Annotated in this window: 23 protein-coding genes; 18 read left to right on the top strand and 5 right to left on the bottom strand. The window is 71.7% G+C overall.

Going from position 1 to position 23,448, the window contains the following annotated elements; all coding sequences use genetic code 11:
* The first annotated feature begins 215 nt into the window (after window positions 1-215).
* The 5 genes from FZ046_RS23445 (at window position 216) to proB (ending at window position 6,526) form a co-directional block, all read left to right on the top strand.
* Window positions 216-3,068: a ribonuclease E gene (locus tag FZ046_RS23445; protein ID WP_412770114.1), complete on the top strand. Its 2,853-nt coding sequence runs from the start codon at window positions 216-218 to the stop codon at window positions 3,066-3,068.
* Between the two features lie 186 nt (window positions 3,069-3,254).
* Window positions 3,255-3,566 carry a 50S ribosomal protein L21 gene (gene rplU, locus FZ046_RS23440; RefSeq protein ID WP_070354179.1) on the top strand — a complete coding sequence of 104 codons (312 nt, stop codon included), beginning with the start codon at window positions 3,255-3,257 and terminating at the stop codon, window positions 3,564-3,566.
* A gap of 16 nt (window positions 3,567-3,582) precedes the next feature.
* Window positions 3,583-3,849 (top strand): 50S ribosomal protein L27, encoded by a 267-nt coding sequence (rpmA, locus tag FZ046_RS23435; RefSeq protein ID WP_070354180.1) that lies wholly within the window; start codon window positions 3,583-3,585, stop codon window positions 3,847-3,849.
* An 89-nt stretch (window positions 3,850-3,938) separates the two neighbouring features.
* A complete protein-coding gene (gene obgE, locus FZ046_RS23430) occupies window positions 3,939-5,387 on the top strand; it encodes a GTPase ObgE (RefSeq protein WP_070354181.1) in 1,449 nt (482 codons plus the stop codon).
* A 20-nt stretch (window positions 5,388-5,407) separates the two neighbouring features.
* Window positions 5,408-6,526 (top strand): glutamate 5-kinase, encoded by a 1,119-nt coding sequence (gene proB / locus FZ046_RS23425; RefSeq protein WP_070354205.1) that lies wholly within the window; start codon window positions 5,408-5,410, stop codon window positions 6,524-6,526.
* Here the strand turns inward: proB and FZ046_RS23420 are convergent.
* A complete protein-coding gene (locus tag FZ046_RS23420; RefSeq protein ID WP_070354182.1) occupies window positions 6,523-7,152 on the bottom strand; it encodes a TetR/AcrR family transcriptional regulator in 630 nt (209 codons plus the stop codon). The genes proB and FZ046_RS23420 overlap by 4 nt on opposite strands.
* A gap of 66 nt (window positions 7,153-7,218) precedes the next feature.
* Here FZ046_RS23420 and FZ046_RS23415 point away from each other — a divergent pair, with 66 nt between their 5' ends.
* Window positions 7,219-8,493: a cytochrome P450 gene (locus tag FZ046_RS23415; protein WP_149484330.1), complete on the top strand. Its 1,275-nt coding sequence runs from the start codon at window positions 7,219-7,221 to the stop codon at window positions 8,491-8,493.
* Here FZ046_RS23415 and FZ046_RS23410 read toward each other — a convergent pair.
* A complete protein-coding gene (locus FZ046_RS23410) occupies window positions 8,490-9,320 on the bottom strand; it encodes an NAD-dependent protein deacetylase (protein ID WP_070354184.1) in 831 nt (276 codons plus the stop codon). The genes FZ046_RS23415 and FZ046_RS23410 overlap by 4 nt on opposite strands.
* 89 nt (window positions 9,321-9,409) lie before the next feature.
* Here FZ046_RS23410 and FZ046_RS23405 point away from each other — a divergent pair, with 89 nt between their 5' ends.
* Together FZ046_RS23405 and FZ046_RS23400 are read left to right on the top strand one after the other, a co-directional pair.
* The gene (locus FZ046_RS23405; protein ID WP_070354185.1) at window positions 9,410-11,452 is read left to right on the top strand and encodes an NAD(+) synthase; all 2,043 of its coding nucleotides are present in this window, start codon (window positions 9,410-9,412) and stop codon (window positions 11,450-11,452) included.
* A gap of 49 nt (window positions 11,453-11,501) precedes the next feature.
* Window positions 11,502-12,308 (top strand): GntR family transcriptional regulator, encoded by an 807-nt coding sequence (locus FZ046_RS23400; protein WP_070354186.1) that lies wholly within the window; start codon window positions 11,502-11,504, stop codon window positions 12,306-12,308.
* An 18-nt stretch (window positions 12,309-12,326) separates the two neighbouring features.
* On the opposite strand, the gene FZ046_RS23395 is transcribed toward FZ046_RS23400, so the two are convergent.
* Together FZ046_RS23395 and FZ046_RS23390 are read right to left on the bottom strand one after the other, a co-directional pair.
* Entirely contained in the window at window positions 12,327-13,169 is an 843-nt protein-coding gene (locus tag FZ046_RS23395) for an enoyl-CoA hydratase/isomerase family protein (RefSeq protein ID WP_176749590.1), read from the bottom strand.
* Window positions 13,166-14,008, bottom strand: a complete 843-nt coding sequence (locus tag FZ046_RS23390; protein ID WP_070354207.1) for a PfkB family carbohydrate kinase — start codon at window positions 14,006-14,008, stop codon at window positions 13,166-13,168. The genes FZ046_RS23395 and FZ046_RS23390 overlap by 4 nt, the downstream gene beginning before the upstream one ends.
* A 119-nt stretch (window positions 14,009-14,127) precedes the next feature.
* On the opposite strand from FZ046_RS23390, the gene FZ046_RS23385 reads away from it, so the two are divergent.
* The 9 genes from FZ046_RS23385 (at window position 14,128) to FZ046_RS23345 (ending at window position 21,729) form a co-directional block, all read left to right on the top strand.
* Entirely contained in the window at window positions 14,128-15,372 is a 1,245-nt protein-coding gene (locus FZ046_RS23385; RefSeq protein ID WP_070354187.1) for a glutamate-5-semialdehyde dehydrogenase, read from the top strand.
* Between the two features lie 64 nt (window positions 15,373-15,436).
* On the top strand, window positions 15,437-16,321 hold the full coding sequence (locus FZ046_RS23380; protein ID WP_070354208.1) for an AAA family ATPase: 885 nt from the start codon (window positions 15,437-15,439) through the stop codon (window positions 16,319-16,321).
* Window positions 16,322-16,331: 10 nt separating this feature from the next.
* Window positions 16,332-17,774, top strand: a complete 1,443-nt coding sequence (locus tag FZ046_RS23375; protein WP_070354188.1) for a vWA domain-containing protein — start codon at window positions 16,332-16,334, stop codon at window positions 17,772-17,774.
* A gap of 92 nt (window positions 17,775-17,866) precedes the next feature.
* Window positions 17,867-18,481, top strand: a complete 615-nt coding sequence (gene nadD, locus FZ046_RS23370; protein ID WP_070354189.1) for a nicotinate-nucleotide adenylyltransferase — start codon at window positions 17,867-17,869, stop codon at window positions 18,479-18,481.
* Window positions 18,478-18,867 carry a ribosome silencing factor gene (rsfS, locus tag FZ046_RS23365; RefSeq protein ID WP_070354190.1) on the top strand — a complete coding sequence of 130 codons (390 nt, stop codon included), beginning with the start codon at window positions 18,478-18,480 and terminating at the stop codon, window positions 18,865-18,867. Before nadD ends, rsfS begins: the two co-directional genes overlap by 4 nt.
* The gene (gpgP, locus tag FZ046_RS23360; protein WP_070354191.1) at window positions 18,864-19,532 is read left to right on the top strand and encodes a glucosyl-3-phosphoglycerate phosphatase; all 669 of its coding nucleotides are present in this window, start codon (window positions 18,864-18,866) and stop codon (window positions 19,530-19,532) included. Before rsfS ends, gpgP begins: the two co-directional genes overlap by 4 nt.
* Window positions 19,522-20,265, top strand: a complete 744-nt coding sequence (octT, locus tag FZ046_RS23355) for a diglucosylglycerate octanoyltransferase (protein ID WP_070354192.1) — start codon at window positions 19,522-19,524, stop codon at window positions 20,263-20,265. The genes gpgP and octT overlap by 11 nt, the downstream gene beginning before the upstream one ends.
* 1 nt (window position 20,266) lies before the next feature.
* On the top strand, window positions 20,267-21,103 hold the full coding sequence (locus FZ046_RS23350) for a DegV family protein (RefSeq protein WP_070354193.1): 837 nt from the start codon (window positions 20,267-20,269) through the stop codon (window positions 21,101-21,103).
* A gap of 8 nt (window positions 21,104-21,111) precedes the next feature.
* On the top strand, window positions 21,112-21,729 hold the full coding sequence (locus FZ046_RS23345) for a maleylpyruvate isomerase family mycothiol-dependent enzyme (protein ID WP_070354194.1): 618 nt from the start codon (window positions 21,112-21,114) through the stop codon (window positions 21,727-21,729).
* Here the strand turns inward: FZ046_RS23345 and FZ046_RS23340 are convergent.
* Window positions 21,726-22,772, bottom strand: a complete 1,047-nt coding sequence (locus FZ046_RS23340; RefSeq protein ID WP_070354195.1) for an NAD(P)H-dependent amine dehydrogenase family protein — start codon at window positions 22,770-22,772, stop codon at window positions 21,726-21,728. The genes FZ046_RS23345 and FZ046_RS23340 overlap by 4 nt on opposite strands.
* A gap of 123 nt (window positions 22,773-22,895) precedes the next feature.
* Here FZ046_RS23340 and FZ046_RS23335 point away from each other — a divergent pair, with 123 nt between their 5' ends.
* On the top strand, window positions 22,896-23,327 hold the full coding sequence (locus FZ046_RS23335; protein ID WP_070354196.1) for a RidA family protein: 432 nt from the start codon (window positions 22,896-22,898) through the stop codon (window positions 23,325-23,327).
* Window positions 23,328-23,448: the final 121 nt, after the last annotated feature.

The raw sequence follows: 23,448 nt of genomic DNA, 5'->3' as shown, positions 1-23,448 counted from the left end.
GCGAGACCATACAAGCTCGGGGAACCCCCCGGGCTCATAGCGGAAGCCCTCGCGTGGCCGCGTCCTCACAGACGCGCCCGGGGGCTCGAGGAGAATACGTGGCCCAGGATGCGCCTACCCAAGATCAGCCCGAAGACATCCAGCAGGACGCTCCTGCGCAGCTGAATGATCTCGGCTCCGCGGAGCCGGCCGAGCCGATCGGTGACGTCGGCGACGTGACCGAGGCCGTCGACCGGCCCGCCGAGGAGTCGACCGGCGACGAGGCGCAGGTGGCCGTTCAGCCGGATCCGGCAGACGCCGTCGAACAGCCCGCCGACGAGGCCGAACAGCCCGCCGACGAGGCCGAACAGCCCGCCGACGAGGCCGAACAGCCCGCCGCCGACGACGCTGCCGATGAGCCTCCTGCCGATGAGGCCGCCCAGCCCGTCGAGGATCCCGAAGCGGAGCCGGAGTCCCGGCTGCTGCTCGAGACCCCGCCGCCCGCCGCCGCCGCGCCGGTCGCCGACTACCTCCCGCTGTTCGTGGCGCCGCAGCCCGTGACGTACGCGCCGCGCGACGAGGACACCGACGACGACGAGGACGACGAGGACACCGACGACGCGTCCGGTGACGACGACTCCGACGACGGCTCCGACCGGCCCGCCAACCGCCGGCGCCGACGTGGCCGCCGCGGACGTGGTCGCGGCCGGGGCGAACAGGCCTCCGACGACGGCGCCGACAACGACGACGACGCCACCGATGCGACTGCCGACGCGGACTCGGACTCCGATGAGGGTGACGAGGACGACGGCGACGAGGACAACGGCACCGGCGAGGGCGCCAGCCGCCGTCGTCGCCGCCGCCGTCGGCGCAAGTCCGGCTCCAGCGATGGCGGCGACGGCAACGGCGCCGAGGCGTCGCCGGACGACCCGCCCAACACCGTCGTGCACGAGCGTGCCCCGCGCGAGCGCTCGGAGAAGTCCTCGAAGTCCGATGAGATTCAAGGCATCTCCGGGTCCACCCGCCTCGAGGCGAAGCGCCAGCGCCGCCGCGACGGACGCGATGCCGGACGCCGCCGCCCGCCGATCCTGAGCGAAGCGGAGTTCCTGGCCCGTCGCGAAGCCGTCGAGCGCGTCATGGTGGTGCGCGACAAGGTCCGCACCGAGCCGCCGCACGAAGGCGCCCGCTACACCCAGATCGCCGTGCTCGAGGACGGCGTCGTGGTCGAGCACTTCGTGACGTCCGCGGCGTCGGCGTCGCTGGTCGGCAACATCTACCTCGGCATCGTGCAGAACGTGCTGCCCTCGATGGAGGCGGCGTTCGTCGACATCGGCCGCGGCCGCAACGGCGTGCTCTACGCCGGCGAGGTCAACTGGGAGGCCGCCGGGCTCGGCGGCGCTCAGCGCAAGATCGAGCAGGCCCTCAAGCCCGGCGACTACGTCGTCGTGCAGGTCAGCAAGGACCCGGTGGGTCACAAGGGCGCGCGGCTGACCACGCAGGTGTCGTTGGCCGGCCGCTACCTCGTCTACGTGCCCGGTGCCTCGTCGACCGGCATCAGCCGCAAGCTGCCCGACACCGAGCGGCAGCGGTTGAAGGAGATCCTCAAGGAAGTCGTCCCGTCGGACGCCGGCGTCATCATCCGCACCGCCTCGGAGGGCGTGAAGGAAGAAGACATCCGGACCGACGTCAACCGGTTGCAGGAGCGCTGGAACCAGATCGAGGCCAAGGCCACCGAGATCACCGGGAAGGCCGCCGGCGCCGCCGTGGCGCTGTACGAGGAGCCCGACGTCCTGGTCAAGGTGATTCGCGACCTGTTCAACGAGGACTTCTCCGGTCTCGTCGTCTCCGGCGACGACGCCTGGAAGACCATCAACGACTACGTCCAGTCCGTGGCGCCCGAACTGCTGGAGCGGATGACGAAGTTCGAACCCGCCGGCGGTGCCGGGGGACCGGACGTCTTCGCCGTGCACCGCATCGACGAACAGCTGACCAAGGCCCTGGACCGCAAGGTCTGGCTGCCGTCCGGCGGCACGCTGGTCATCGACCGCACCGAGGCGATGACGGTGGTCGACGTCAACACCGGCAAGTTCACCGGCTCGGGCGGCAACCTCGAGCAGACCGTCACCCGCAACAATCTTGAGGCCGCCGAGGAGATCGTGCGCCAGCTGCGGTTGCGCGACATCGGCGGCATCGTGGTCATCGACTTCATCGACATGGTGCTCGAGTCGAACCGCGACCTGGTGCTGCGCCGGCTCACCGAGGCACTCGCCCGGGACCGCACCCGCCACCAGGTGTCCGAGGTGACCTCCCTGGGTCTGGTCCAGCTGACGCGCAAGCGCCTGGGCACCGGGCTGATCGAGGCGTTCTCGACCACGTGTTCGCACTGCGGCGGGCGCGGCATCGTGCTGCACGGCGACCCGGTGGACTCCGCGCCGTCCGGATCGTCGGGCCGCAAGTCGGAGTCCGGTGGTGGCGGCGGCGGTGGTGGTCGGCGCGGCAAGCGGGGCAAGAAGAACGGCCGCAGCGAGGACGTCCCCGTGGCCAAGGTGCCCTCGCACGCCGCCGGCGAGCATCCGATGTTCAAGGCCATGGCAGCCGCCAACGGCAAGCACGACGAGGACGACGAGGACGACGGCACCGACACCGATGTCGAGGATGCCGACGAGTCGACGGTGATCGGCGAGGGCGCGGCGGACGACGCCGAACGCCTCGTCGACGACACCGACGAGGAGTCCGACGACACCGACGACGAGGACGCGACCCTCGACGACGAGGACTCGGATGACGACGACTCCGATGATGACGACTCGGATGATGACGACTCGGATGACGACGAGGACGACGACATCGAGGTCATCGACCGCGACGAGGATTCCGACGACGAGGACTCCGACGACGAGGACTCCGACGACGACGAGGACTCCGACGACGACTACTCCGATGACGAAGAAGACGACGAGGACGACGACGACTCGGACGACGAGGATTCGGACGACGAGGACGAGGACGAGCCCGTGGTCGTCACCGCGCGTCCCCGCCGCCGCCGTGCGGCCGCGCGACCGGCGGGTCCGCCGGCACACGACGGCTAGTCAGCCGGTTTGACCCTCAACCCGCTGGTCACGTAACCTTGCACAGTTGTGTTTCGGCGGCGTGACCAGCGCGGCCGGTGGCGACATCGGTTTGCGAGGGAACACTGACGCCCCGCACCCCCAGACCCGCGCTCGCGCCCTCGGGTAGCGCGCGCCCGCACCAGCGAAGCAGAGGAAGACGAAACGATGGCGACGTACGCAATCGTCAAGACCGGCGGCAAGCAGTACAAGGTCGCGGTCGGCGACGTGGTCAAGGTCGAGAAGCTCGACGGCGAGCCCGGCGCGTCGGTGTCGCTGCCGGTGGCGCTCGTCGTCGACGGTGCGAACGTCACCACCGATGCGCAGGACCTGGAGAAGGTCGCCGTCACCGGCGAGGTGCTCGAGCACACCAAGGGTCCGAAGATCCGCATCCACAAGTTCAAGAACAAGACCGGCTACCACAAGCGGCAGGGCCACCGTCAGCAGCTGACGGTCGTCAAGGTCACCGGAATCAAGTAGGCAAGGGAGCGAACCAATGGCACACAAGAAGGGCGCCTCCAGCTCGCGCAACGGTCGTGATTCCAATGCCCAGCGCCTCGGCGTGAAGCGTTTCGGCGGTCAGGTCGTCAAGGCGGGGGAGATCCTGGTCCGCCAGCGTGGCACGCACTTCCACCCCGGCGTCAACGTCGGCCGTGGCGGCGACGACACGCTGTTCGCCACTGCTCCGGGCGCCGTGGAGTTCGGCGTGAAGCGCGGCCGCAAGACGGTCAACATCGTCCGCGTCGCACGACCGGAAGCCTGATCCCCCGAGGACTTTCCGCGAACGTGAAGCTGCTGCGAGTTCTCTAGGACCACTCGCCACGTCAGCTTCACACTCGGGAAGGATCCGTCATGCCCCGCTTCGTCGACCGCGTCGTCATCCATGCGCGGGCCGGCAACGGCGGTAACGGCTGCGCGTCGGTGCACCGCGAGAAGTTCAAGCCGCTCGGCGGCCCCGACGGCGGCAACGGCGGCCGGGGCGGCAGTGTCGTGCTGGTCGTCGACCCGCAGGTCCACACGCTGCTCGACTTCCACTTCCACCCGCACGTCGTCGCGCCGTCGGGCAAGCAGGGCGCGGGCAGCAACCGCGACGGTGCTGCCGGCGCCGACCTCGAGGTCCGTGTGCCCGACGGGACGGTCGTCCTCGACGAGCACGGCAGGCTGCTGGCGGATCTGGTCGGCGCGGGTACCCGCTTCGACGCCGCGGCCGGTGGCCGGGGCGGCCTCGGCAACGCGGCGCTCGCCTCGCGGGCCCGCAAGGCCCCGGGTTTCGCGCTGCTGGGCGAGAAGGGCCAGGAACGCGACCTCACGCTCGAACTGAAGACCGTCGCGGACGTCGGTCTGGTCGGATTCCCCTCCGCCGGCAAGTCGTCCCTGGTGTCGGTCATCTCGGCGGCCAAACCCAAGATCGCGGACTACCCCTTCACCACGCTGGCCCCCAACCTCGGGGTGGTGTCGGCGGGCGATGACACGTTCACCGTCGCCGACGTGCCGGGCCTCATCCCGGGCGCCTCGGAGGGCCGCGGCCTCGGACTCGACTTCCTGCGTCACATCGAGCGCTGCGCGGTGCTGGTGCACGTCGTGGACTGCGCGACCATGGAACCGGGACGCGACCCGATCTCCGACATCGACGCCCTCGAGGCGGAACTGGCCGCGTACACGCCGACGCTGCAGGGGGACTCGACCCTGGGCGATCTGGCTCAGCGCCCCCGTGCCGTCGTGCTCAACAAGATCGACGTGCCCGATGCGCACGAGATGGCCGACTTCATCCGCGACGACGTGGCCAAGCGCTACGGCTGGCCGGTGTTCGAGATCTCGACGGTGTCACGAGATGGTCTGCGCCCGTTGACGTTCGCGCTCGCAGAGATGGTGAACGCCTACCGTGCCGCACAACCCGCGGTGGTGGCGCGCCGCCCGGTCATCCGGCCGGTGCCCATCGACGAGAGCGGCTTCACCGTGGCCGCGGACGGCCGGGGCGGTTTCGTCGTGCGAGGCACCCGGCCGGAACGCTGGATCGCGCAGACCGACTTCGAGAACGACGAAGCGGTCGGCTATCTGGGCGACCGGCTGGCGCGTTTGGGCGTCGAGGAGGAACTCTTCAAGCTCGGTGCCCGGCCCGGGTGTGCCGTGACGATCGGCGACATGACCTTCGATTGGGAGCCGCAGACTCCGGCGGGTGTCGACCTGCCCTTGTCGGGGCGCGGCACCGACGTCCGCCTCGAGCAGACCGATCGCGTGGGCGCCGCGGAACGCAAGGCCGCCCGGCGCGAGCGCCGTCGCTCCGACGGTGACGACGAGTGACGAGCGTGGCGCACGACGGTCTGCAGCGGTCCACGCACCGTGAGGCGGTGCGGACGGCGCGCAGCGTCGTCGTGAAGATCGGCACGACGGCGCTCACCGATGCCTCGGGCGCGTTCGACGCGGGCCGGCTCGCGACCCTCGCCGACGCGATCGAGTCACGGATGAAGGCGGGCTCCGACGTCGTGATCGTGTCGTCCGGTGCCATCGCCGCCGGCATGGAACCTCTGGGTCTCACCCGCCGACCGTCCGACCTGGCCACCAAGCAGGCGGCGGCCAGCGTCGGACAGGTCGCTCTGGTCAACGCCTGGAGCGCGGCGTTCGGTCGCTACCAGCGCACCGTCGGCCAGGTGCTGCTGACGGCCCACGACATCTCGATGCGGGTGCAGCACAACAATGCCCAGCGCACCCTCGACCGGTTGCGGGCGCTGCACGCCGTCGCGATCGTCAACGAGAACGACACCGTCGCCACCAACGAGATCCGCTTCGGCGACAACGACCGGCTCTCCGCACTGGTCGCGCACCTCGTCGGCGCGGACGCACTCATCCTGCTGAGTGACATCGACGGCCTCTACGACGGCGACCCCCGCAAGGCGACGCCGGAGGCCCCGGCGCGCTTCATCCCGGAGGTGGCCGCGCCCGACGACCTCGACGGCGTGGTCGCCGGCGGCGGCAGTCGGCTCGGCACCGGCGGCATGGCGTCCAAGCTCTCCTCGGCGTTGCTCGCCGCGGACGCGGGCGTCCCGGTGCTGCTGGCCGCCGCGGCGGACGCGCCGACCGCGCTGGCCGACGCGTCGGTGGGCACCGTGTTCGCGCCGCGGTCCGAGCGGATGTCGGCGCGTCGGTTCTGGGTGCGCTACGCCGCGGAGTCGGCAGGTGTCCTCACCCTCGACGCCGGTGCGGTGCGCGCGGTGGTGGGTCAGCGCCGATCGCTGCTGGCCGTCGGGATCACCGCGGTCTCCGGTCGGTTCCACGGCGGCGACGTCGTCGACCTGCGCGGCCCGGACGACGAGACCGTCGCGCGCGGGGTGGTCGCCTACGAAGCCGGTGAACTGGCGAAGGTCATCGGCCGGTCCACCGCGGACCTCCCGGCGGATATGCGCCGGCCCGCCGTGCACGCCGACGACCTCGTCGCAATCTAGGGCTTCTCCAGATAGAGCGCCGCCCAGATGATCTGGGTCAGGGTGTCGGCCAACTCGGCATCGTGCGACGACGGACGGCCGGGCAGGCTCTGCTGGCAGGCGCGCTCGACCATCCAGGTCAGCGTGACGGCCGTCGACTCCGCGATCAGCTCGCGGCGGATGGTGCCCTCCTGCTGGCCCTGACGGATGACCGCCGTCAACCGCTCGGCGATGCGCGTCATGAGGTCGGCGTAGGTGGACCCGACCTGCGGGTCGTACGCCGACATCTCGCTCAGCGCGATCAGCAGCGGCTGATGGGTGCGATAGGCGGCGACGATCGCGGTCAGCGCGGCATGGGCGTCGGCGGGATCGCGGCGGTCGGCGACGCTCCACCAGCGCTCCGCACCGTCGGCGAGATCGCCGAACACCTGGCCCGCCAGCCGGCGCAGCAGGTGGCCCTTGTCCTCGAAGTAGACGTAGAAGCTCGCACGCGAGATGCCTGCCTCGGTGGCCAGCCGGTCGACGCTGAGTTCGGTGAAGCTCGTGCCGTGGCTCATCAACCGCTCGGTGGCGTCCAACAGCTGCCGCTCGATCCGCTCCCGGCGTTCCTGCCGGGTGGCCTGCGTGCGACGCGTCACGGACGGCATCCATTCAGGGTAGTCACCGCCTCCTGCGCTTGACTGGACACACTGTCTAGACGTAGCGTCGGAGTCATGACCGTGACGTCGCTCACACCGGCTGCTGCCGGGGACCGCCAGTACGACCCCGTGGACCTTTCGTCACGGCGGTTCTGGTCGACGACGGCCGCGCAGCGCGAGCAGTCCTTCGCCGTCCTGCGTGCCGAACGCCCGGTCAGCTGGCATCCGCCGGTCGAGGACGCGCTGATGCACGACCCCGAGGACCGCGGTTACTGGGCGGTCACCCGGCACGCCGACATCGTCGCCGTCAGCCGGGACAGCGAGACGTTCCTCTCCGGAAAGGGCGTGCTGTTCGAGACCGTGCCCGAGGAGCTGCTCGAGGCGTCGCAGTCCTTCCTGGCCATGGACGCGCCGCGGCACACCATGCTCCGGAAGGTGGCGCACGCGGCGTTCACCCCGCGACAGGTGCGGCGCATCGAGGACTCGATCCAGGCCAACGCCCGCGCCATCGTCGATGAACTGCGTGCGGCGGGCAGCGGTGCCGACCTCGTCGAGCACTGCGCCAAGGAACTCCCGATCCGCACCCTCGCCGACATGGTCGGCATCCCGGCCTCCGAGCGCACCCAGGTCGCGCATGCTGCCGACGCGCTGGTCTCCTGGGGCGATCCGGCCTATCTCGCCGGCCGCAACCCGCTGGAGGTCCTGGTCGGGAGCCAGATGTACCTGCACCAGGTGGCCGGGGCCCTGGCCGCCGACCGGCGCGCCCACCCGGGCGACGACCTGATCAGCGCCCTGGTGCACGCCGAGGTGGACGGTGACCGCCTCACCGACGCCGAGGTGGCGGCGTTCTTCGTGTTGCTGGCGGTCGCCGGCAACGACACCACCCGGCAGACGATCAGCCACGCCGTCCGCGCGCTCACCGACTTCGACGACCAGCGCCGCTGGCTGCTCGCGGACTTCGACGACCGGATCGGCACGGCCGTGGAGGAGTTCGTCCGCTGGGCGACCCCCGTCATGACGTTCCGGCGCACCGCGGCGGTCGACTGCGAACTCGGCGGCCGGCGGATCGCGGCGGGGGAGAAGGTGGTGATGTTCTACGCGTCCGGCAACTTCGACACCGACGTCTTCGAGGCGCCGCACCGGCTCGACCTCGCCCGCAAGCCCAACCCCCACGTCGGGTTCGGCGGCGGCGGACGGCACTTCTGCCTCGGGGCGCACGTGGCGCGCGCCCAGCTGCGGGCGATGCTCGGCGAACTGCTCACCCAGCTGCCCGGCATCACGGCCGGCGAGCCCGATTACCTGCGCGGGAACTTCGTGCACGCCATCCGTGCGATGCCGGTGACGTTCTAGCCGGTCGGCAGCGCCAGCTCGTCGGCGAGCAGCGCCAGCAGCTCCGAGCACCCGCCGTGCACCTTCACCGTCGCCAGCGCGTCACCGCGGGTGGCGCCGCGGTTGAGGATCGCGATCGGCTTGCCCGCCGCGGCGGCGTGCCGGACGAAGCGCAGGCCGGAGAACACCGTCAGCGACGAGCCGGCCACCAACAGCGCGTCGGCGTCGTCGACGATCGAGTACGCCTGCGCCACTCGCGGTTTCGGGACGCTCTCGCCGAAGTACACGATGTCGGGTTTGAGCATGCCGCCGCACTGCGGGCAGTCCAGGAAGCGGAACGAGGCGGTGTCGTCCACGGTGGCGTCGGCGTCGGGCGCCACGGCGATGCCCCCGAGCCGCTCGGCGCGCTCCAGGAAGCCGGGATTGAGGGCCTCGAGCTGATCGGCCAGGTCGGCGCGCGACATCGCGAAGTCGCACGTCAGGCACACCACGCGGGCGTACGTCCCGTGCAGGTCGACGACGTTGCGGCTCCCGGCCTTGGTGTGCAGCAGGTCGACGTTCTGGGTGATCACCCCGGTCACCACGCCGGCGCGTTCGAGTGCCGCCAGCGCGCGGTGCCCGGCGTTGGGCAGGGTGGCGGCCATGTGCCGCCACCCGACGTGGTTGCGCGCCCAGTACCGCTGCCGGAACGTGGCATCGGAGGTGAACTGGCGGATCGTCATCGGGTTGGCAGGCGGTGAGTCCGGTCCGCGGTAGTCGGGGATGCCGGAGTCGGTCGACATGCCTGCGCCGGTCAGCACCGCGACGCGCTGACCTGCGAGCACGCGCAGCAGTTCGGGACCTTCCACCCCATCCAGGGTAGGCGTGCGCCGGCGGTGCCCCGTTTCGCCCGCGATGCTGCTGCTTGAGCGCCGTCGATTCGGGCAAGAATGACCCCATGAGCTTCTATTCCGCCTACCGGCACGGCTTCGTGCGGGTGGCCGCGTGCACGCACCACACGACGCTCGCCGATCCGGCCGCCAACGCCGAGACCGTGCTGGGGCTGGCACGGGAGTGCGATGCCGACGGCGTCGCGCTCGCGGTGTTCCCGGAGCTGACGCTGTGCGGCTACTCCATCGAGGACATCCTGCTGCAGGAGGGCCTGCTCGACGCCGTGGAACGGGCGATCGCCGACATCGTCGCCGCCTCGGCGGGGCTGCTGCCGGTGCTCGTGGTCGGCGCCCCGCTGCGTCACCGCAACCGGATCTACAACACCGCCGTCGTGATCCACCGCGGCGTCGTGCTGGGCGTCGTGCCGAAGTCCTACCTGCCCACCTACCGGGAGTTCTACGAGCGCAGGCAGATCGCACCCGGCGACGACGTCCGCGGCACCATCCGCGTGGGGGCCGCCGACGTCCCGTTCGGGCCGGACCTGCTGTTCACCGCGACTGACCTCCCCAGCTTCGTGCTACACGTCGAGGTGTGCGAGGACATGTGGGTACCGGTCCCGCCGAGCGCCGAAGCCGCCCTCGCCGGTGCCACCGTGCTGGCCAACCTGTCCGGCAGCCCCATCACCATCGGCCGCGCCGACGATCGCCAATTGCTGGCCAAGTCGGCGTCGTCGCGCTGCCTGGCGGCCTACGTGTACGCCGCGGCGGGCGAGGGGGAGTCGACGACCGACCTCGCCTGGGACGGCCAGACCATGATCTACGAGAACGGCGTGCTGCTCGCCGAGTCCGAGCGCTTCCCGAAGGGCGAGCGCCGCTCGATCGCCGACGTGGACACCGAACTGCTGCGCGCCGAACGCATCCGGATGGGCACCTTCGACGACAATCGGCGCCACCACGGCGAACGCCTCGACGCCTACCGTCGCATCGACTTCACCGTCGATCCGCCCACCGACGACATCGGCCTGCGCCGCGAGGTCGAGCGCTTCCCGTTCGTACCGTCCGATGCCGAACGGCTGCAACGGGATTGCTACGAGGCCTACAACATCCAGGTGTCCGGGCTGGAACAGCGGCTGCGGGCGCTGCAGTACCCGAAGATCGTCATCGGCGCCTCGGGCGGACTCGACTCCACCCACGCCCTGATCGTGGCGGCCAAGGCGATGGACCGCGAAGGTCGGCCGCGCAGCGACATCCTCGCCTTCACCCTGCCGGGCTTCGCCACCGGCGACCGCACCAAGGGCAACGCGATCGCGCTCAGCGAGGCGCTCGGCGTGACGTTCGCCGAGATCGACATCCGCGACACCGCCTCGCTGATGCTGACCGAGATGGATCACCCCTTCGCCCGCGGCGAGAAGGTCTACGACGTCACGTTCGAGAACGTGCAGGCGGGGTTGCGCACCGACTACCTGTTCCGGCTCGCCAACCAGCGTGGCGGCATCGTGCTGGGCACCGGCGATCTGTCCGAGCTGGCGCTGGGCTGGTCGACCTACGGCGTCGGCGACCAGATGTCGCACTACAACGTCAACGGCGGCGTGCCGAAGACGCTCATCCAGCACCTGATCCGCTGGGTCGTCTCGTCGGGCCAGTTCGACGACACCGTGAACGGCATCCTGCAGTCGGTGCTCGACACCGAAATCACCCCCGAACTGGTGCCCGCCGGCGAGGACGAGGAGGTGCAGAGCAGCCAGGCGAAGGTGGGACCGTATGCGCTACAGGACTTCTCATTGTTCCAGGTGCTGCGCTTCGGATTCCGACCGTCCAAGGTGGCGTTCCTGGCATGGCACGCGTGGCACGACGTGTCGCACGGCGACTGGCCGGCGGGCTTCCCCGAGGACGAGCGGCCGTCCTACGACCTCGCCGAGATCCGGCGCTGGCTCACCGTCTTCGTGCAGCGGTTCTACTCCTTCAGCCAGTTCAAGCGCTCGGCGCTGCCCAACGGTCCGAAGGTGTCGGCGGGCGGCGCCCTGAGCCCGCGCGGCGACTGGCGCGCACCGTCGGACATGTCCGCCCGCACCTGGCTCGACGAGATCGAACGGGAGATCCCCGAGTCCTGACTCCGCGAGCGCCGGACGCGCCGGCGGTGGCCGTGCGAAGATCACCGCGATGTCCGAACTCGGCGGGGGCGAGGCGCTGGTCAGCGCCGCCGCCGGCGTGCCGCTGCACCGGCAGCTGTTCCTGGTCCTGCACGACGAGATCGCCCGCGGAGCGGTGGCGGCCGGTGAGGCACTGCCGACCGAGCAGGAGCTGTGTCGGCAGTTCGGCGTCTCGCGCATCACCGTGCGCCGCGCGCTGGCCGACCTCGTCGACGCCGGGATGATCGAGCGCCGCCACGGCGTCGGGTCGTTCGTCACCGACACCGCCACACGGCGCGGGCACGACCCCACCCGCTCCTATCTCGACGAGTTGCGGCAGGTGGAGTTCGAGACCGAGGTCGAGGTGCTCGAGTTCGGCGTCCGGCAACCGCCCGTCGCCGTGGCGAGCCGCCTCGGGCACGCCGAGGCAGCCTTGCACGTGCTGCGGTTGCGGCGCGAGCGCAGCACCTCCGAACCGTTGATGCTCACCGAGGCGTGGCTGCCCGCGACCCTCGAGGCGCGGCTGAGTGCCGACGCGCTCGCGGGTGCGCCGCTCTACCAGTTGCTCTACGGCGCCGGCGTCGGCCTCGACGGGCTGGACCACGAGTTGTCGGCGGAGGTCGCGGGGCCGCGCATCGCGGCGCTGCTCGGCACGGCCATCGGGGCGGCGGTGATCCGGGTGAACACCGTGGCGCACGCGGGCGGGCGGCCGCATCACCTGTTGTCGATCGCCATGTCGCCCAGCAGGAGTCGCGTACTGCTCAGCCAGACCGCCGCCGAGTTCTCCGCCGGGACCGGCATGGGCATCGCCCACGACGTGCGGCGGCCGACGGTCTGACCGGCCGTCAGACGGCCGTCAGAGACGGCCGTCGGTACGCAGGTCTGGATGCACCCAGTCGGGGGACCGGCGCTCCTTGAAGGCGACGAAGCCCTCGACCGCCTCGGCGCCGCCGTAGGAGGCCTTCATGCCGATCCGGTCGTAGAGACCCAGGTAGTTGTCGAGGCTGGACTTCACCACCGCGCGCGCCTTGGGCGCGGTCCGGCAGCACTGGGCGAGCACCTCGCGGGCGGCCGCGTCCAGGTCGTCGTGGGGCACCACCCGCGCCACCATGCCCCACTCGGCGGCTTCCGCCGCGGTCAGCGTGCGGCCGGTGAACATCAGGTCGCGGGTGCGTACGGGCCCGATCACCCGGGCCAGCATCTGGCTGTAGTAGGTGTCGGCGATTCCGCGGTACAGCTCCGGCACCCGGAACGTCGCTCGGTCGCTGACCACCGCCATGTCGCTGCAGATGGCGATCTGCAGGCCCCCGCCCTGGCACAGGCCGTTGACCGCCGACACCACCGGCTTGACCGACTGCCGCAACGTCTCGAACGGCGTGACGTCCATGGACAGCGCCGGGCCGAAGCTCATCCAGTCGTCGCTGCCGTCGCCGCCGCCGAGGTCGCCGCCGGGCGCGAAGACGTCACCGGTGCCGGTGATCAGCAGGCCGGCCAGATCCGGGTCGGCCTCCACGTGCGTCACCGCGTACCGGATGCCGAAGTACATCGCCGGGGTCATCGCGTTGCGCGCCTCGGGACGGTCGAGGGTGACCACCCCGAACGGTCCCCGACGTTCGAAGCGCAGGAACGGCGTACCCAGCCAGTCGCCCTCGGGCGGGCGCGGCGTGTGCGGTGCGGTGTGAGTCACGGTGTCGGTCACGGATCTCCCGGGTGGTCGAGGGCCTGTACGTCGTCGGTGGTCGGGTCGAGCGCGGCGTCGATCGCCGCGGCGGTCGGGGCGCAGTCACCGGCGCCGGCGACGAGGGTGGCGAGCGCGCCGGCCACGCAGGCGCGGCGCACGGCCACGCTCGGGCCGCGGTGCCAGTCGGCGGCCAGCACGCCGGCGAACACGTCGCCCGCGCCGGTGGTGTCGACGGGCTCGACCGCAGGCGGCGCGACGTGGGCGTGCCCGTCCGGTCCGTCGTGGTCCACGCCGTCGGCGCCACGGGTGACGATCAGATGCGGCACGGGCCACTGCCACTGGCGGGCCTCGGTGGCGTTGACCACCACGACGTCGACCGTCCGGGCGAGTTCGGTCAGCGCCGCGGGCTCGGCGGCGGGCGAGGCGTTGAGGATCACCACCGCACCGGCCTCGCGGGCCAGCCGCGCCGCGGCCAGCACCGTGTCCATCGGGATCTCCAGTTGTAGCAGCACCACGTCGGCCGCGCCGATGACTTCACGGGTGCCCGCCGACGACAGGTGCAGGTGACCGTTGGCGCCCGGGGCGACGACGATCGAGTTCTCGGCGGCGTCGTCGAGCAGGATCACCGCGGTGCCGCTCGGGCCGGGCACGGTCAGCACGCCGTCCAGGCCGACGCCGTTGTCCGTCAGGTGGGCACGCAGCCGCGCCGCGGCGTCGTCGTCGCCGAGGGCCGCGACGAGGTCGACGCGGGCACCGGCGCGTGCCGCGGCGACCGCCTGGTTGCCGCCCTTGCCGCCGGGCGCCCACAAGGTCTCCGACGCCAGCACCGTCTCACCCGGGCGGGGCAGCGCCCGCATCCGCAATGACTGGTCGAGGTTGACGCTGCCCACCACGCACACGCGGTTGCCGGACGGGGTCACGGCCCTACCGTAACCCCGACCGGGCCGTACCCGGGTTAGGCCGATACGCTGGGCCGATGAGTGTGCACGCTCCCGTGGCCGACCTGCGCCGGACGGTGCACGACGCGGCGCGGCGGGCCCGCGGCGCGGCACGGGTGCTGGGCACCCTGAACGCCGCCACCAAGGACCGCGCCCTGCATGCCGCCGCGGACGCGGTGCTCGCCGCCGTCCACGACGTCCTGGCCGCCAACCAACTCGACCTCGACGCCGCCCGCGAGGCCGGCACGCCCGAGGCGATGCTCGACCGGCTGGCACTGAACCCGCAGCGCATCGACGGCATCGCGGCGGGTCTGCGCCAGGTCGCCGGCCTGCCCGACCCGGTCGGCGAGGTGCTGCGCGGCCGCACGCTGCCCAACGGGTTGCGGATCCGGCAGCAGCGGGTGCCCCTCGGCGTGGTCGGCATGGTCTACGAGGGCCGCCCCAACGTCACCGTCGACGCGTTCGGCCTGACCCTGAAGTCCGGCAATGCCGCACTGCTGCGCGGGAGTTCGTCGGCCAGGCACTCCAACACCGCGCTCGTCGAAGCGCTGCGCGTCGCGCTGCTGTCCGAGGACCTACCCGCCGACGCGGTGCAGCTGCTGCCCAGTGAGGACCGCGCGAGCGTCACGCACCTGATCCAGGCGCGCGGACTGGTCGACGTGGTGATCCCCCGGGGCGGCGCCGGGCTGATCGACGCCGTCGTGCGTGACGCGCTGGTGCCCACGATCGAGACCGGCGTGGGCAACTGCCACGTCTACGTGCACGCCGCCGCCGACCTGGACGTCGCCGAGCGCATCCTGCTGAACTCCAAGACCCGTCGCCCGAGCGTGTGCAACGCCGCCGAGACGCTGCTCGTGGACGCCGCGATCGCCGACCGCGCACTGCCCCGGCTGGTCGGTGCGCTGCGCGCGGCCGGGGTGGCGGTGCACGAGGATCCCAGTGAGGACGAGCTGCGCGCCGAGTTCCTGTCCCTGGACATCGCGCTCGCGGTGGTCGACGGGCTCGACGCGGCGATCGCCCACGTCAACGAGTTCGGCACCGGGCACACCGAGGCCATCGTGACCACCGAACTGGCTGCCGCCGAACGGTTCACGGCCGAGGTCGACTCCGCCGCGGTGATGGTGAACGCCGCCACGTCGTTCACCGACGGCGAGCAGTTCGGCTTCGGCGCCGAGATCGGCATCTCCACCCAGAAGCTGCACGCCCGCGGACCGATGGGGCTGCCCGAGCTGACGTCGACCAAGTGGATCGTCTGGGGCGACGGCCACACCCGGCCGGCCTAGGTCTCGCACGAGCCTCCCGAACCATCCGACGCCCGATGCGCGCGTGCGCGAAGAGGAGAACCTGATGAGCGTCCCCGCCCGCCCGGCACCGCTGTTCGCCGACATCGAGGACGTCGGCACGCGGCTCGCCGAGACCGGCTACCTCGCCGACACCGCGACCGCCACGGCGGTCTTCCTTGCCGACCGGCTGGGCAAGCCGCTGCTCGTCGAGGGCCCCGCGGGCGTCGGCAAGACCGAACTCGCGCGCGCGGTGGCCCAGACGACCGGGTCCGGTCTGGTCCGCCTGCAGTGCTACGAGGGCGTCGACGAGGCGCGCGCCCTCTACGAGTGGAACCACGCCAAGCAGATCCTGCGCATCCAGGCAGGCAATCAGGGCGGCGGCGACTGGGACCAGACCAAGACCGACGTGTTCAGCGAGGAGTTCCTGCTGACGCGGCCGTTGCTGACGGCGATCAAGCGCACCGAACCGACGGTGCTGCTGATCGACGAGACCGACAAGGCCGACATCGAGATCGAGGGCCTGCTGCTGGAGGTGCTCAGCGACTTCGCCGTCACGGTCCCCGAGCTGGGCACGATCGTCGCCGAGCGGCCGCCGTTCGTGCTGCTCACCTCCAACGCCACCCGGGAACTGTCCGAAGCCCTCAAGCGGCGCTGCCTGTTCCTGCACATCGACTTCCCCGACCCCGACCTGGAGCGCCGCATCCTGCTGTCGCGGGTGCCCGAGCTGCCCGAGCGGCTGGCCGAGGAACTGGTGCGCATCGTCGGCGTGCTGCGCGGCATGCAGCTCAAGAAGGTGCCGTCGGTCGCCGAGACCATCGACTGGGGCCGCACCGTGCTGGCGTTGGGGCTCGACACGATCGACGATTCGATGATCGCGGCGACCCTCGGCGTCGTGCTGAAGCACCAGTCCGATCAGCAGCGCGCAGCCGGCGAGCTGCGGTTGAACTAGGAGAACGGTCATGGCCGCCAGGCGCACCCGCCCCCCGCAACCGTTGGCCCCGCACGGGATCCCGGGACACCTCGTCGAGTTCGTCGAGGCCCTGCGCGGCGTGGGGATCGCCGTCGGCCCGTCGGAGACCGTCGACGCCGGCCGGGTGATCGCCACCCACGGCTTCGCCGACCGGGAGGCGCTGCGCGAGGGCCTCGCGTGCGCCGTGCTGCGCCGCGCCGACCACCGCGACACCTACGACGCCATGTTCGACCTGTGGTGGCCCGCCGCGCTGGGGGCGCGGGCCGTGGTGGCCGACGCCGAATCCGCCGAGGCGACCGACGGGCCGCCGCCGCAGGACGTCGAGGGGCTGCGCGACGCCCTGGTCGCCCTGCTCGACGCGAACCCCGATCTTCGGGACTCCGACGACCGGCTGTCGGCGATGATCGCCCAAATCGTCGAGTCCTTCGGCCGGTACAGCTCGAGCCGCGGACCGTCGTACTCGTCGTACCAGGCACTCAAGGCGATGGCGCTCGACGAACTCGAGGGCCGGCTGCTCGCCGGGCTGCTGGCCCCCTACGGTGACGAGCCCACCCCCACGCAGGAGGAGATCGCGAAGGCGCTGGCGGCCAAGCGCGTCTCGCAGCTGCGGCGCATGGTCGAGGCCGAGACCAAGCGGCGGACCGCCGAGCAGCTCGGCCGGGACCACGTGCAGATGTACGGCATCCCGCAGCTCGCCGAGAACGTGGAGTTCCTGCGCGCCTCCGGTGAGCAGCTCCGGCAGATGCGGCGGGTGGTGGCCCCGCTCGCGCGCACGCTGGCGACGCGGCTCGCGGCGCGCCGGCGCCGGTCGCGGGCGGGCGAGATCGACCTGCGCAAGACGCTGCGCAAGTCGATGTCGACCGGCGGGGTGCCCATCGACGTGGTGCTGAAGAAGCCGCATCCCGCGCGCCCGGAACTCGTCGTGCTGTGCGACGTCTCGGGTTCGGTGGCCGGCTTCAGCCACTTCACGCTGATGCTCGTCAGCGCGCTGCGCCAGCAGTTCTCGCGCGTGCGGGTGTTCGCGTTCATCGACACCACCGACGAGGTCACCGAGCTGTTCGGCCCCGAGGCCGACCTCGCCGTCGCGGTCCAGCGCATCACCCGGGAGGCCGCCGTGTACACCCGCGACGGGCATTCCGACTACGGCCACGCGTTCGTCTCGTTCCTGGACCGCTGGCCGCACGCGCTGTCGCCGCGCAGCTCGCTGCTGATCCTCGGCGACGGCCGCAACAACTACCGCAACCCCGAGGTCGACCTGCTGGCGCACATGGTGAACGCGGCCCGGCACGCGCACTGGCTCAACCCCGAGCCGCGGCACCTGTGGGGCAGCGGCGACTCGGCGGTGCCGCGCTACTCCGACGTCATCACCATGCACGAGTGCCGTTCGGCCAAGCAGCTCGCCGCCGTGATCGACCAGCTGCTGCCGGTCTGAGTGCCCGCGGTCGCTCGGGCCGGCCGAGCAGGGAGCCGATGCCGAGCGCTCCCGTAAGCTGCCTAGTCGTGACTCGACGCAGGCTGGGAGTGATGGGCGGGACGTTCGACCCCATCCACCACGGTCACCTGGTGGCCGCCAGTGAGGTCGCCGACCTGTTCGACCTCGACGAGGTCGTGTTCGTGCCGACCGGCGAGCCCTGGCAGAAGCGTGGACGGTCGGTCACCCCGGCCGAGGACCGGTACCTCATGACGGTGATCGCGACGGCGGCCAACCCGCGGTTCTCGGTGAGCCGCGTCGACATCGACCGCGGCGGACCCACATACACCAAGGACACGCTGCGCGACCTCGCCCGGCAGAACCCGGAGACCGATCTGTACTTCATCACCGGCGCCGACGCGCTCGGCTCCATCCTGAGCTGGCAAAACTGGGAGGACCTGTTCTCCCTGGCCCACTTCGTCGGCGTCAGCCGGCCCGGCTACGAACTCGACGGGCAGCACATCGCGGCGGCCATGAAGGAACTGCCGCCCGACGCCCTCAACCTGGTCGAGGTGCCTGCGCTGGCGATCTCGTCGAGCGAGTGCCGCGACCGCGCCGAGGCCGACCGGCCGATCTGGTACCTGGTGCCCGACGGCGTCGTGCAGTACGTCTCCAAGCGCAACCTCTATCCCAGTACCGTCCACCACGCCGAGGAGGCGCACCGATGAGTGCATCGACCGAAGCGATCGGCATGGCCACCGTGGCCGCTCACGCCGCCGCATCCAAGCTCGCCGACGACATCGTCGTCATCGACGTCTCGGGCCAGCTGGTCATCACCGACTGCTTCGTCATCGCGTCGGCGTCCAACGACCGGCAGGTCAACGCGATCGTCGACGAGGTCGAGGAGAAGATGCGCGTCGCGGGCCACAAGCCGGCCCGCCGCGAGGGCACCCGGGAGGGCCGCTGGGTGCTGCTGGACTACGTCGACATCGTCGTCCACATCCAGCATCAGGACGAACGCAACTTCTACGCCCTCGACCGGCTGTGGCGGGACTGCCCGTTGGTGCCGGTCGACCTCGACGACGAGCCCAGAGCCGACGAGGACGCCGAATGAGGGTCCGCCGCCTGGTGATGCTGCGGCACGGCCAGACCGAGTACAACGCGGGCAGCCGCATGCAGGGACAGCTCGACACCGACCTGTCCGACCTCGGCCGCGAGCAGGCCGTCGCCGCCGCCGAGGTGCTGGGCAAGCGGCAGCCGCTGCTCATCGTGTCGTCCGATCTGCGCCGTGCGCTCGACACGGCCGTGGCGCTCGGCGAGCGCACCGGCCTGCCGGTCGACACCGACGTCCGGTTGCGCGAGACGCACCTCGGTGACTGGCAGGGCATGACGCACCTCGAGGTCGACGCCGTCGCGCCCGGTGCGCGGCTCGCGTGGCGCGACGACGCCCGCTGGGCCCCGCACGGCGGCGAGAGCCGCGTCGACGTCGCCGAGCGCAGTCTGCCGCTGGTCGCGGAGATCGCCGGGGCACAATACGAGTGGGGTCTGGACGGCGATGAGCGGCCGGTGGTGCTGGTGGCGCACGGCGGCCTGATCGCCGCGCTCACCGGAGCGGTCCTCGGCCTGCCGGTGGACAACTGGCCGGTGCTGGGCGGCATGGGCAACGCGAGCTGGGTGCAGCTGTCGGGACATTCGGCGCGCGACGCGGACTTCGTCGACGTGCGGTGGCGTCTCGACGTGTGGAACGCCTCGGCCCAGGTCGCCAACGATGTCCTCTGAACGGCCCGCCGACCGCCCGACGCTGCTCGTCTTCTGCGATTCGCTGTCCTACTACGGGCCGACCGGCGGGCTGCCGTCCGACGACCCCCGCATCTGGCCGAACATCGTTGCGCGCAACCTGGATTGGGACCTGGAGCTGATCGGCCGCATCGGGTGGACGTGCCGTGACGTGTGGTGGGCGGCGATCCAGGACCCGCGGTCGTGGGCGGCCCTGCCGAGGGCCGGGGCGGTCGTCTTCGCGACCTGCGGCATGGATTCGCTGCCGTCGCCCCTGCCCACGGCACTGCGCGAGACGATCCGCTACGTCCGGCCGCCGCTGCTGCGGCGCTGGGTCCGCGACGGCTACGGGTGGCTGCAGCCCCGCCTCTCGCCGATCGCCCGTCCCGCGCTGCCGCCGCACCTGAGCGCCGAGTACCTCGAACAGACCCGCGCGGCCATCGACTTCAACCGCCCCGGCATCCCGTTCGTCGCGTGCGTGCCCTCGGTGCACATCGCCGAGACCTACGGCACGTCGCACCGTTGGCGCGACGCGACGGTGAATGCCATCACCACCTGGGCCGCGCAGCACGACGTCCCCGTCGTCGATCTGAAGGCCGCCGTCGGCGACGAGGTGCTGAGCGGCCGCGGCAATCCCGACGGCATCCACTGGAACTTCGAGGCGCACGCGAACGTCGCCGACCTGATGCTCAAGGGCCTCGCCGAGGCCGGCGTCCCCGTCGCGGCCGCGGGCTGACGTGACCGTCGTCGTCGTCACCGATTCGTCGGCGCGGATGAGCGCCGACGAGGCGCAGCGGTGGGGGATCCGGCAGGTGCCGCTGCACGTGCTGATCGACGGCACCGACCTGCGCGACGGCGTCGACGCCGTCCCGCACGACGTGCACGCCCGCAGTCACGTCACCACCTCGGGTGCGTCCCCGGCGGACCTGGCCGAGACCTACCGCAAGGCGCTCGCCGACAGCGGCGGCGACGGCGTCGTGGCCGTGCACCTGTCCGCGGCGCTCTCGGGCACGTTCAGCACCGCCTGCGCCGTGGCGCGGGAGTTCGGATCGGCGGTGCGCGTCGTCAATTCGCGCTCCGCGGCGGCGTGCGTGGGTTTCGTCGCGACGGCGGCGGCACGGGCCGCGGCCACCGGTGCGGACCTCGACGCCGTGGAGGACGCCGCGCGGTCCGCGGTCACGCGCGGGCACGCCTTCATCGTCGTCCACCGCCTGGACAACCTGCGGCGCAGCGGCCGGATCGGTGCCGCGGCGTCCTGGTTGGGCACCGCACTGGCCCTCAAGCCGCTGCTCGGCATCGACGTCGACGGCCGGCTGGTTCCCGTGCAACGCATCCGGACGGTCTCCAAGGCGCACGCCGCGCTGCTCGACGCGGTGGCCGACGCCATCGGCGAGCGCAGCGCGTCGGTCGTCGTGCACCACGTGGACAACCACGACGACGCGGACGCGCTCGGCGCCGCGCTCACCGCGCGGCTGCCGCAGGTCGAGTCGCTGACCGTCACCGACATGGGACCCGTCCTGGCGGTGCACGTCGGTGCGGGCGCCATCGGTGTGGCGCTCACCGTCGACGGGTAACCGCCACCATGGACGCTCTGGACCTCGCGCGTGCCGAGCGCCTCGAGTTCGCGGACCTGCTCGAGGGATTGACGCCGGACCAGTGGTCGGCGCCCACGCTGTGCGAGCACTGGCGGGTGCGGGACGTCGTCGCTCACATCCTGAGCTACGAGGGGCTGCCACCGGCGGCCCTCGCACGCCGGTTCGCGGCGGGCCGGCTGCGGACCGACCGCATCAACGCACTGGCGGTGGCCGCGCTGGCCGGCACGCCGCCCGACGAGCTGGTCGCGATGCTGCGCCGGCATGCGACGCCGACCGGGCTCGGTGCGGGCTTCGGCGGGCGGATCGCATTGACCGACAACATGATTCATCAGCAGGACGTCCGGCGGCCGCTCGGTCTGCCGCGCGTCGTCGCCGCCGACCGGCTGTGCGTCGCGTTGGACTTCGCGCGCTGGGCGCCGCTGATCCGCGGCGCTTGGCGCGCCCGCGGCGTCCGCCTGGTCGCCGACGACCTGGACTGGGCGGCCGGCCGTGGCCCCGAGGTCCGGGGTAGCGGTGAGGCGCTGCTCGTGGTGATGGCGGGCCGCCGCGACGCACTGGGCGACCTGTCCGGTCCCGGCGTGGACCGCCTCGCGGCCCGGGTCTAGCCGGCGAAGCGTCCCGCCACCGGCGGCAAGTCCTTGAGCGAGACGATGCCCGGCGCCGCCGCCACGACCGCCGGCACCGCGTTGGTGACCGGCATGGCGGTGTAGATCATCCCGAGGCCCATGAAGCCCGGCTCGGTCCAGTCCCGTGGCGGCAGGCAATGCAGCACCGTGCGCATGTTCGGGGTGCCGAAGACCTGGATGACATGCCCGTGCTCGAGCGGCTTGGGCGGTGTGACGTGGCTGCCCATGGTCCAGTTGAAGCCGACGCTGACCACGTTGCGCTCGCCGACCCAGCCGCGGTGATAGCCGTACACGCCGCCGACCGTGCCCGCCGGGATCGTCATGAACCCGAGGTCGCTGTCGCCGGTTGCCGCGGTGAACTCGACGTCGAACGTCATCCGGTCCAGCGGCGCGCCGATCGCGTCGGCCATCATCGCGGCGGACTCCGCGAACACCTCGCTTTCGCGGCGCACGCTCTCGGCGAGGCCCGGGGTGTCGGGGTCCCGGCCGAACCCCATCGCCGACTGGGTGCCCGCGGACTCGTAGGTCGAGCAGTCGACGGACTCGGTGATCCGGATCTCGGTGACGTCCTCGCACGCCCCCGAGAGCACCATGCCCACCATGTTCGTCATGCCCGGGTGGGCGCCGCTGCCGAAGATCGTCGACTGCCCCGTCGCACAGGCCTTTCGGATGCGGTCGAGGTCCTCGGGTGACTGCTTGCCGCCGGTGATCCACGCCGCGCTCGAACAGACGTTGACACCGGCTTCGAGCAGCGCGACGAGTTCGTCGACCCTGGGCCACAGCGGGTTGTAGCAGCAGGCGTCCGCACCGAGTGCCAGCAGCGCGTCGACGTCGTCGGTGGCGCGGACGCCGGTCGGTTCCGGCCAGCCGGCGAGGTCCGCCGCGTCGACGCCCACCTTCTCGGCGCCATGCGCGTAGACCCCGACCAGCTCCATGTCGTCGCGGCCGATGATCGCGTGCAACGAACGCCTACCGATGTTGCCGGTGGTCCACTGGATCACCTTCAGCGGCCGGTCGGTCATGCCGACTCCTCCTCGTGGTTCGCGGGGCGGGTGAGTAGACACCTTCGGTGTACGTGTATACGCCACGGCGAGACTGCCGCCGCCGTTTCGGCGAGGTCGGTTCTGGTGGCAGGATCCGGCGGCATGACCGGCATCCAGTCCTTCACGTTCACCCCGGCCGACGGCGTCCCGCCGGGCGTCGCACCGTTCGCCCACGCCACCGCCGCCGGGCCGACGCTGTGGGTCACCGGACAGATGCCGACCGATGCGACCGGCGCGGTGGTGGACGGCGACCCGCGCGACGTCGCGGTCCAGACCGATCAGGTGCTGCGCAATCTGGTGCGCGTCACCGAACTGTGCGGCGGCTCGCTCGACGACGTCGTCTCGGTCCGCGCCTTCCTGCTCGACTGGGACGACTACGCCGTCTTCAACGACGCCTACGCGCGGTGGTTCCCGGGGCGCCTGCCGTCGCGCACCTGCGTCGGGGTCACCGGACTGGCGGTCGGCGCGCTCGTCGAGATCGACTGGATCTGCTGGCGCGAGGCCGGGTGGCGCGACGTCCGCGCGAACGGCTGAACCGCCGGCTGCATCCACGGCGCCGGCTCTGCCCACGGCACCGGCGCCATCCACAGAGCCGACTTCATCCACAGGCCGCCGGTCACCGGACCGCCGGCGGCCGGTTCCGTCGTCCGCGCGG

Origin of the sequence: Mycolicibacterium grossiae (assembly GCF_008329645.1) — a bacterium.
In the GTDB taxonomy this organism is placed as follows: Bacteria; Actinomycetota; Actinomycetes; order Mycobacteriales; family Mycobacteriaceae; genus Mycobacterium; species Mycobacterium grossiae.
This window is presented reverse-complemented; position numbering and strand designations above follow the sequence as displayed.

What these genes read in the sequence shown, in the direction of transcription:
- rplU (WP_070354179.1), top strand. Translation starts at nt 3,255, where the DNA reads ATGGCGACGTACGCAATCGTCAAGACCGGCGGCAAGCAGTACAAGGTC.
- rpmA (WP_070354180.1), top strand. Translation starts at nt 3,583, where the DNA reads ATGGCACACAAGAAGGGCGCCTCCAGCTCGCGCAACGGTCGTGATTCC.
- obgE (WP_070354181.1), top strand. Translation starts at nt 3,939, where the DNA reads ATGCCCCGCTTCGTCGACCGCGTCGTCATCCATGCGCGGGCCGGCAAC.
- FZ046_RS23420 (WP_070354182.1), bottom strand. Translation starts at nt 7,152, where the DNA reads ATGCCGTCCGTGACGCGTCGCACGCAGGCCACCCGGCAGGAACGCCGG.
- FZ046_RS23415 (WP_149484330.1), top strand. Translation starts at nt 7,219, where the DNA reads ATGACCGTGACGTCGCTCACACCGGCTGCTGCCGGGGACCGCCAGTAC.
- FZ046_RS23405 (WP_070354185.1), top strand. Translation starts at nt 9,410, where the DNA reads ATGAGCTTCTATTCCGCCTACCGGCACGGCTTCGTGCGGGTGGCCGCG.
- FZ046_RS23400 (WP_070354186.1), top strand. Translation starts at nt 11,502, where the DNA reads ATGTCCGAACTCGGCGGGGGCGAGGCGCTGGTCAGCGCCGCCGCCGGC.
- FZ046_RS23390 (WP_070354207.1), bottom strand. Translation starts at nt 14,008, where the DNA reads ATGCGGGCGCTGCCCCGCCCGGGTGAGACGGTGCTGGCGTCGGAGACC.
- FZ046_RS23385 (WP_070354187.1), top strand. Translation starts at nt 14,128, where the DNA reads ATGAGTGTGCACGCTCCCGTGGCCGACCTGCGCCGGACGGTGCACGAC.
- FZ046_RS23380 (WP_070354208.1), top strand. Translation starts at nt 15,437, where the DNA reads ATGAGCGTCCCCGCCCGCCCGGCACCGCTGTTCGCCGACATCGAGGAC.
- FZ046_RS23375 (WP_070354188.1), top strand. Translation starts at nt 16,332, where the DNA reads ATGGCCGCCAGGCGCACCCGCCCCCCGCAACCGTTGGCCCCGCACGGG.
- nadD (WP_070354189.1), top strand. Translation starts at nt 17,867, where the DNA reads ATGGGCGGGACGTTCGACCCCATCCACCACGGTCACCTGGTGGCCGCC.
- rsfS (WP_070354190.1), top strand. Translation starts at nt 18,478, where the DNA reads ATGAGTGCATCGACCGAAGCGATCGGCATGGCCACCGTGGCCGCTCAC.
- gpgP (WP_070354191.1), top strand. Translation starts at nt 18,864, where the DNA reads ATGAGGGTCCGCCGCCTGGTGATGCTGCGGCACGGCCAGACCGAGTAC.
- octT (WP_070354192.1), top strand. Translation starts at nt 19,522, where the DNA reads ATGTCCTCTGAACGGCCCGCCGACCGCCCGACGCTGCTCGTCTTCTGC.
- FZ046_RS23345 (WP_070354194.1), top strand. Translation starts at nt 21,112, where the DNA reads ATGGACGCTCTGGACCTCGCGCGTGCCGAGCGCCTCGAGTTCGCGGAC.
- FZ046_RS23340 (WP_070354195.1), bottom strand. Translation starts at nt 22,772, where the DNA reads ATGACCGACCGGCCGCTGAAGGTGATCCAGTGGACCACCGGCAACATC.
- FZ046_RS23335 (WP_070354196.1), top strand. Translation starts at nt 22,896, where the DNA reads ATGACCGGCATCCAGTCCTTCACGTTCACCCCGGCCGACGGCGTCCCG.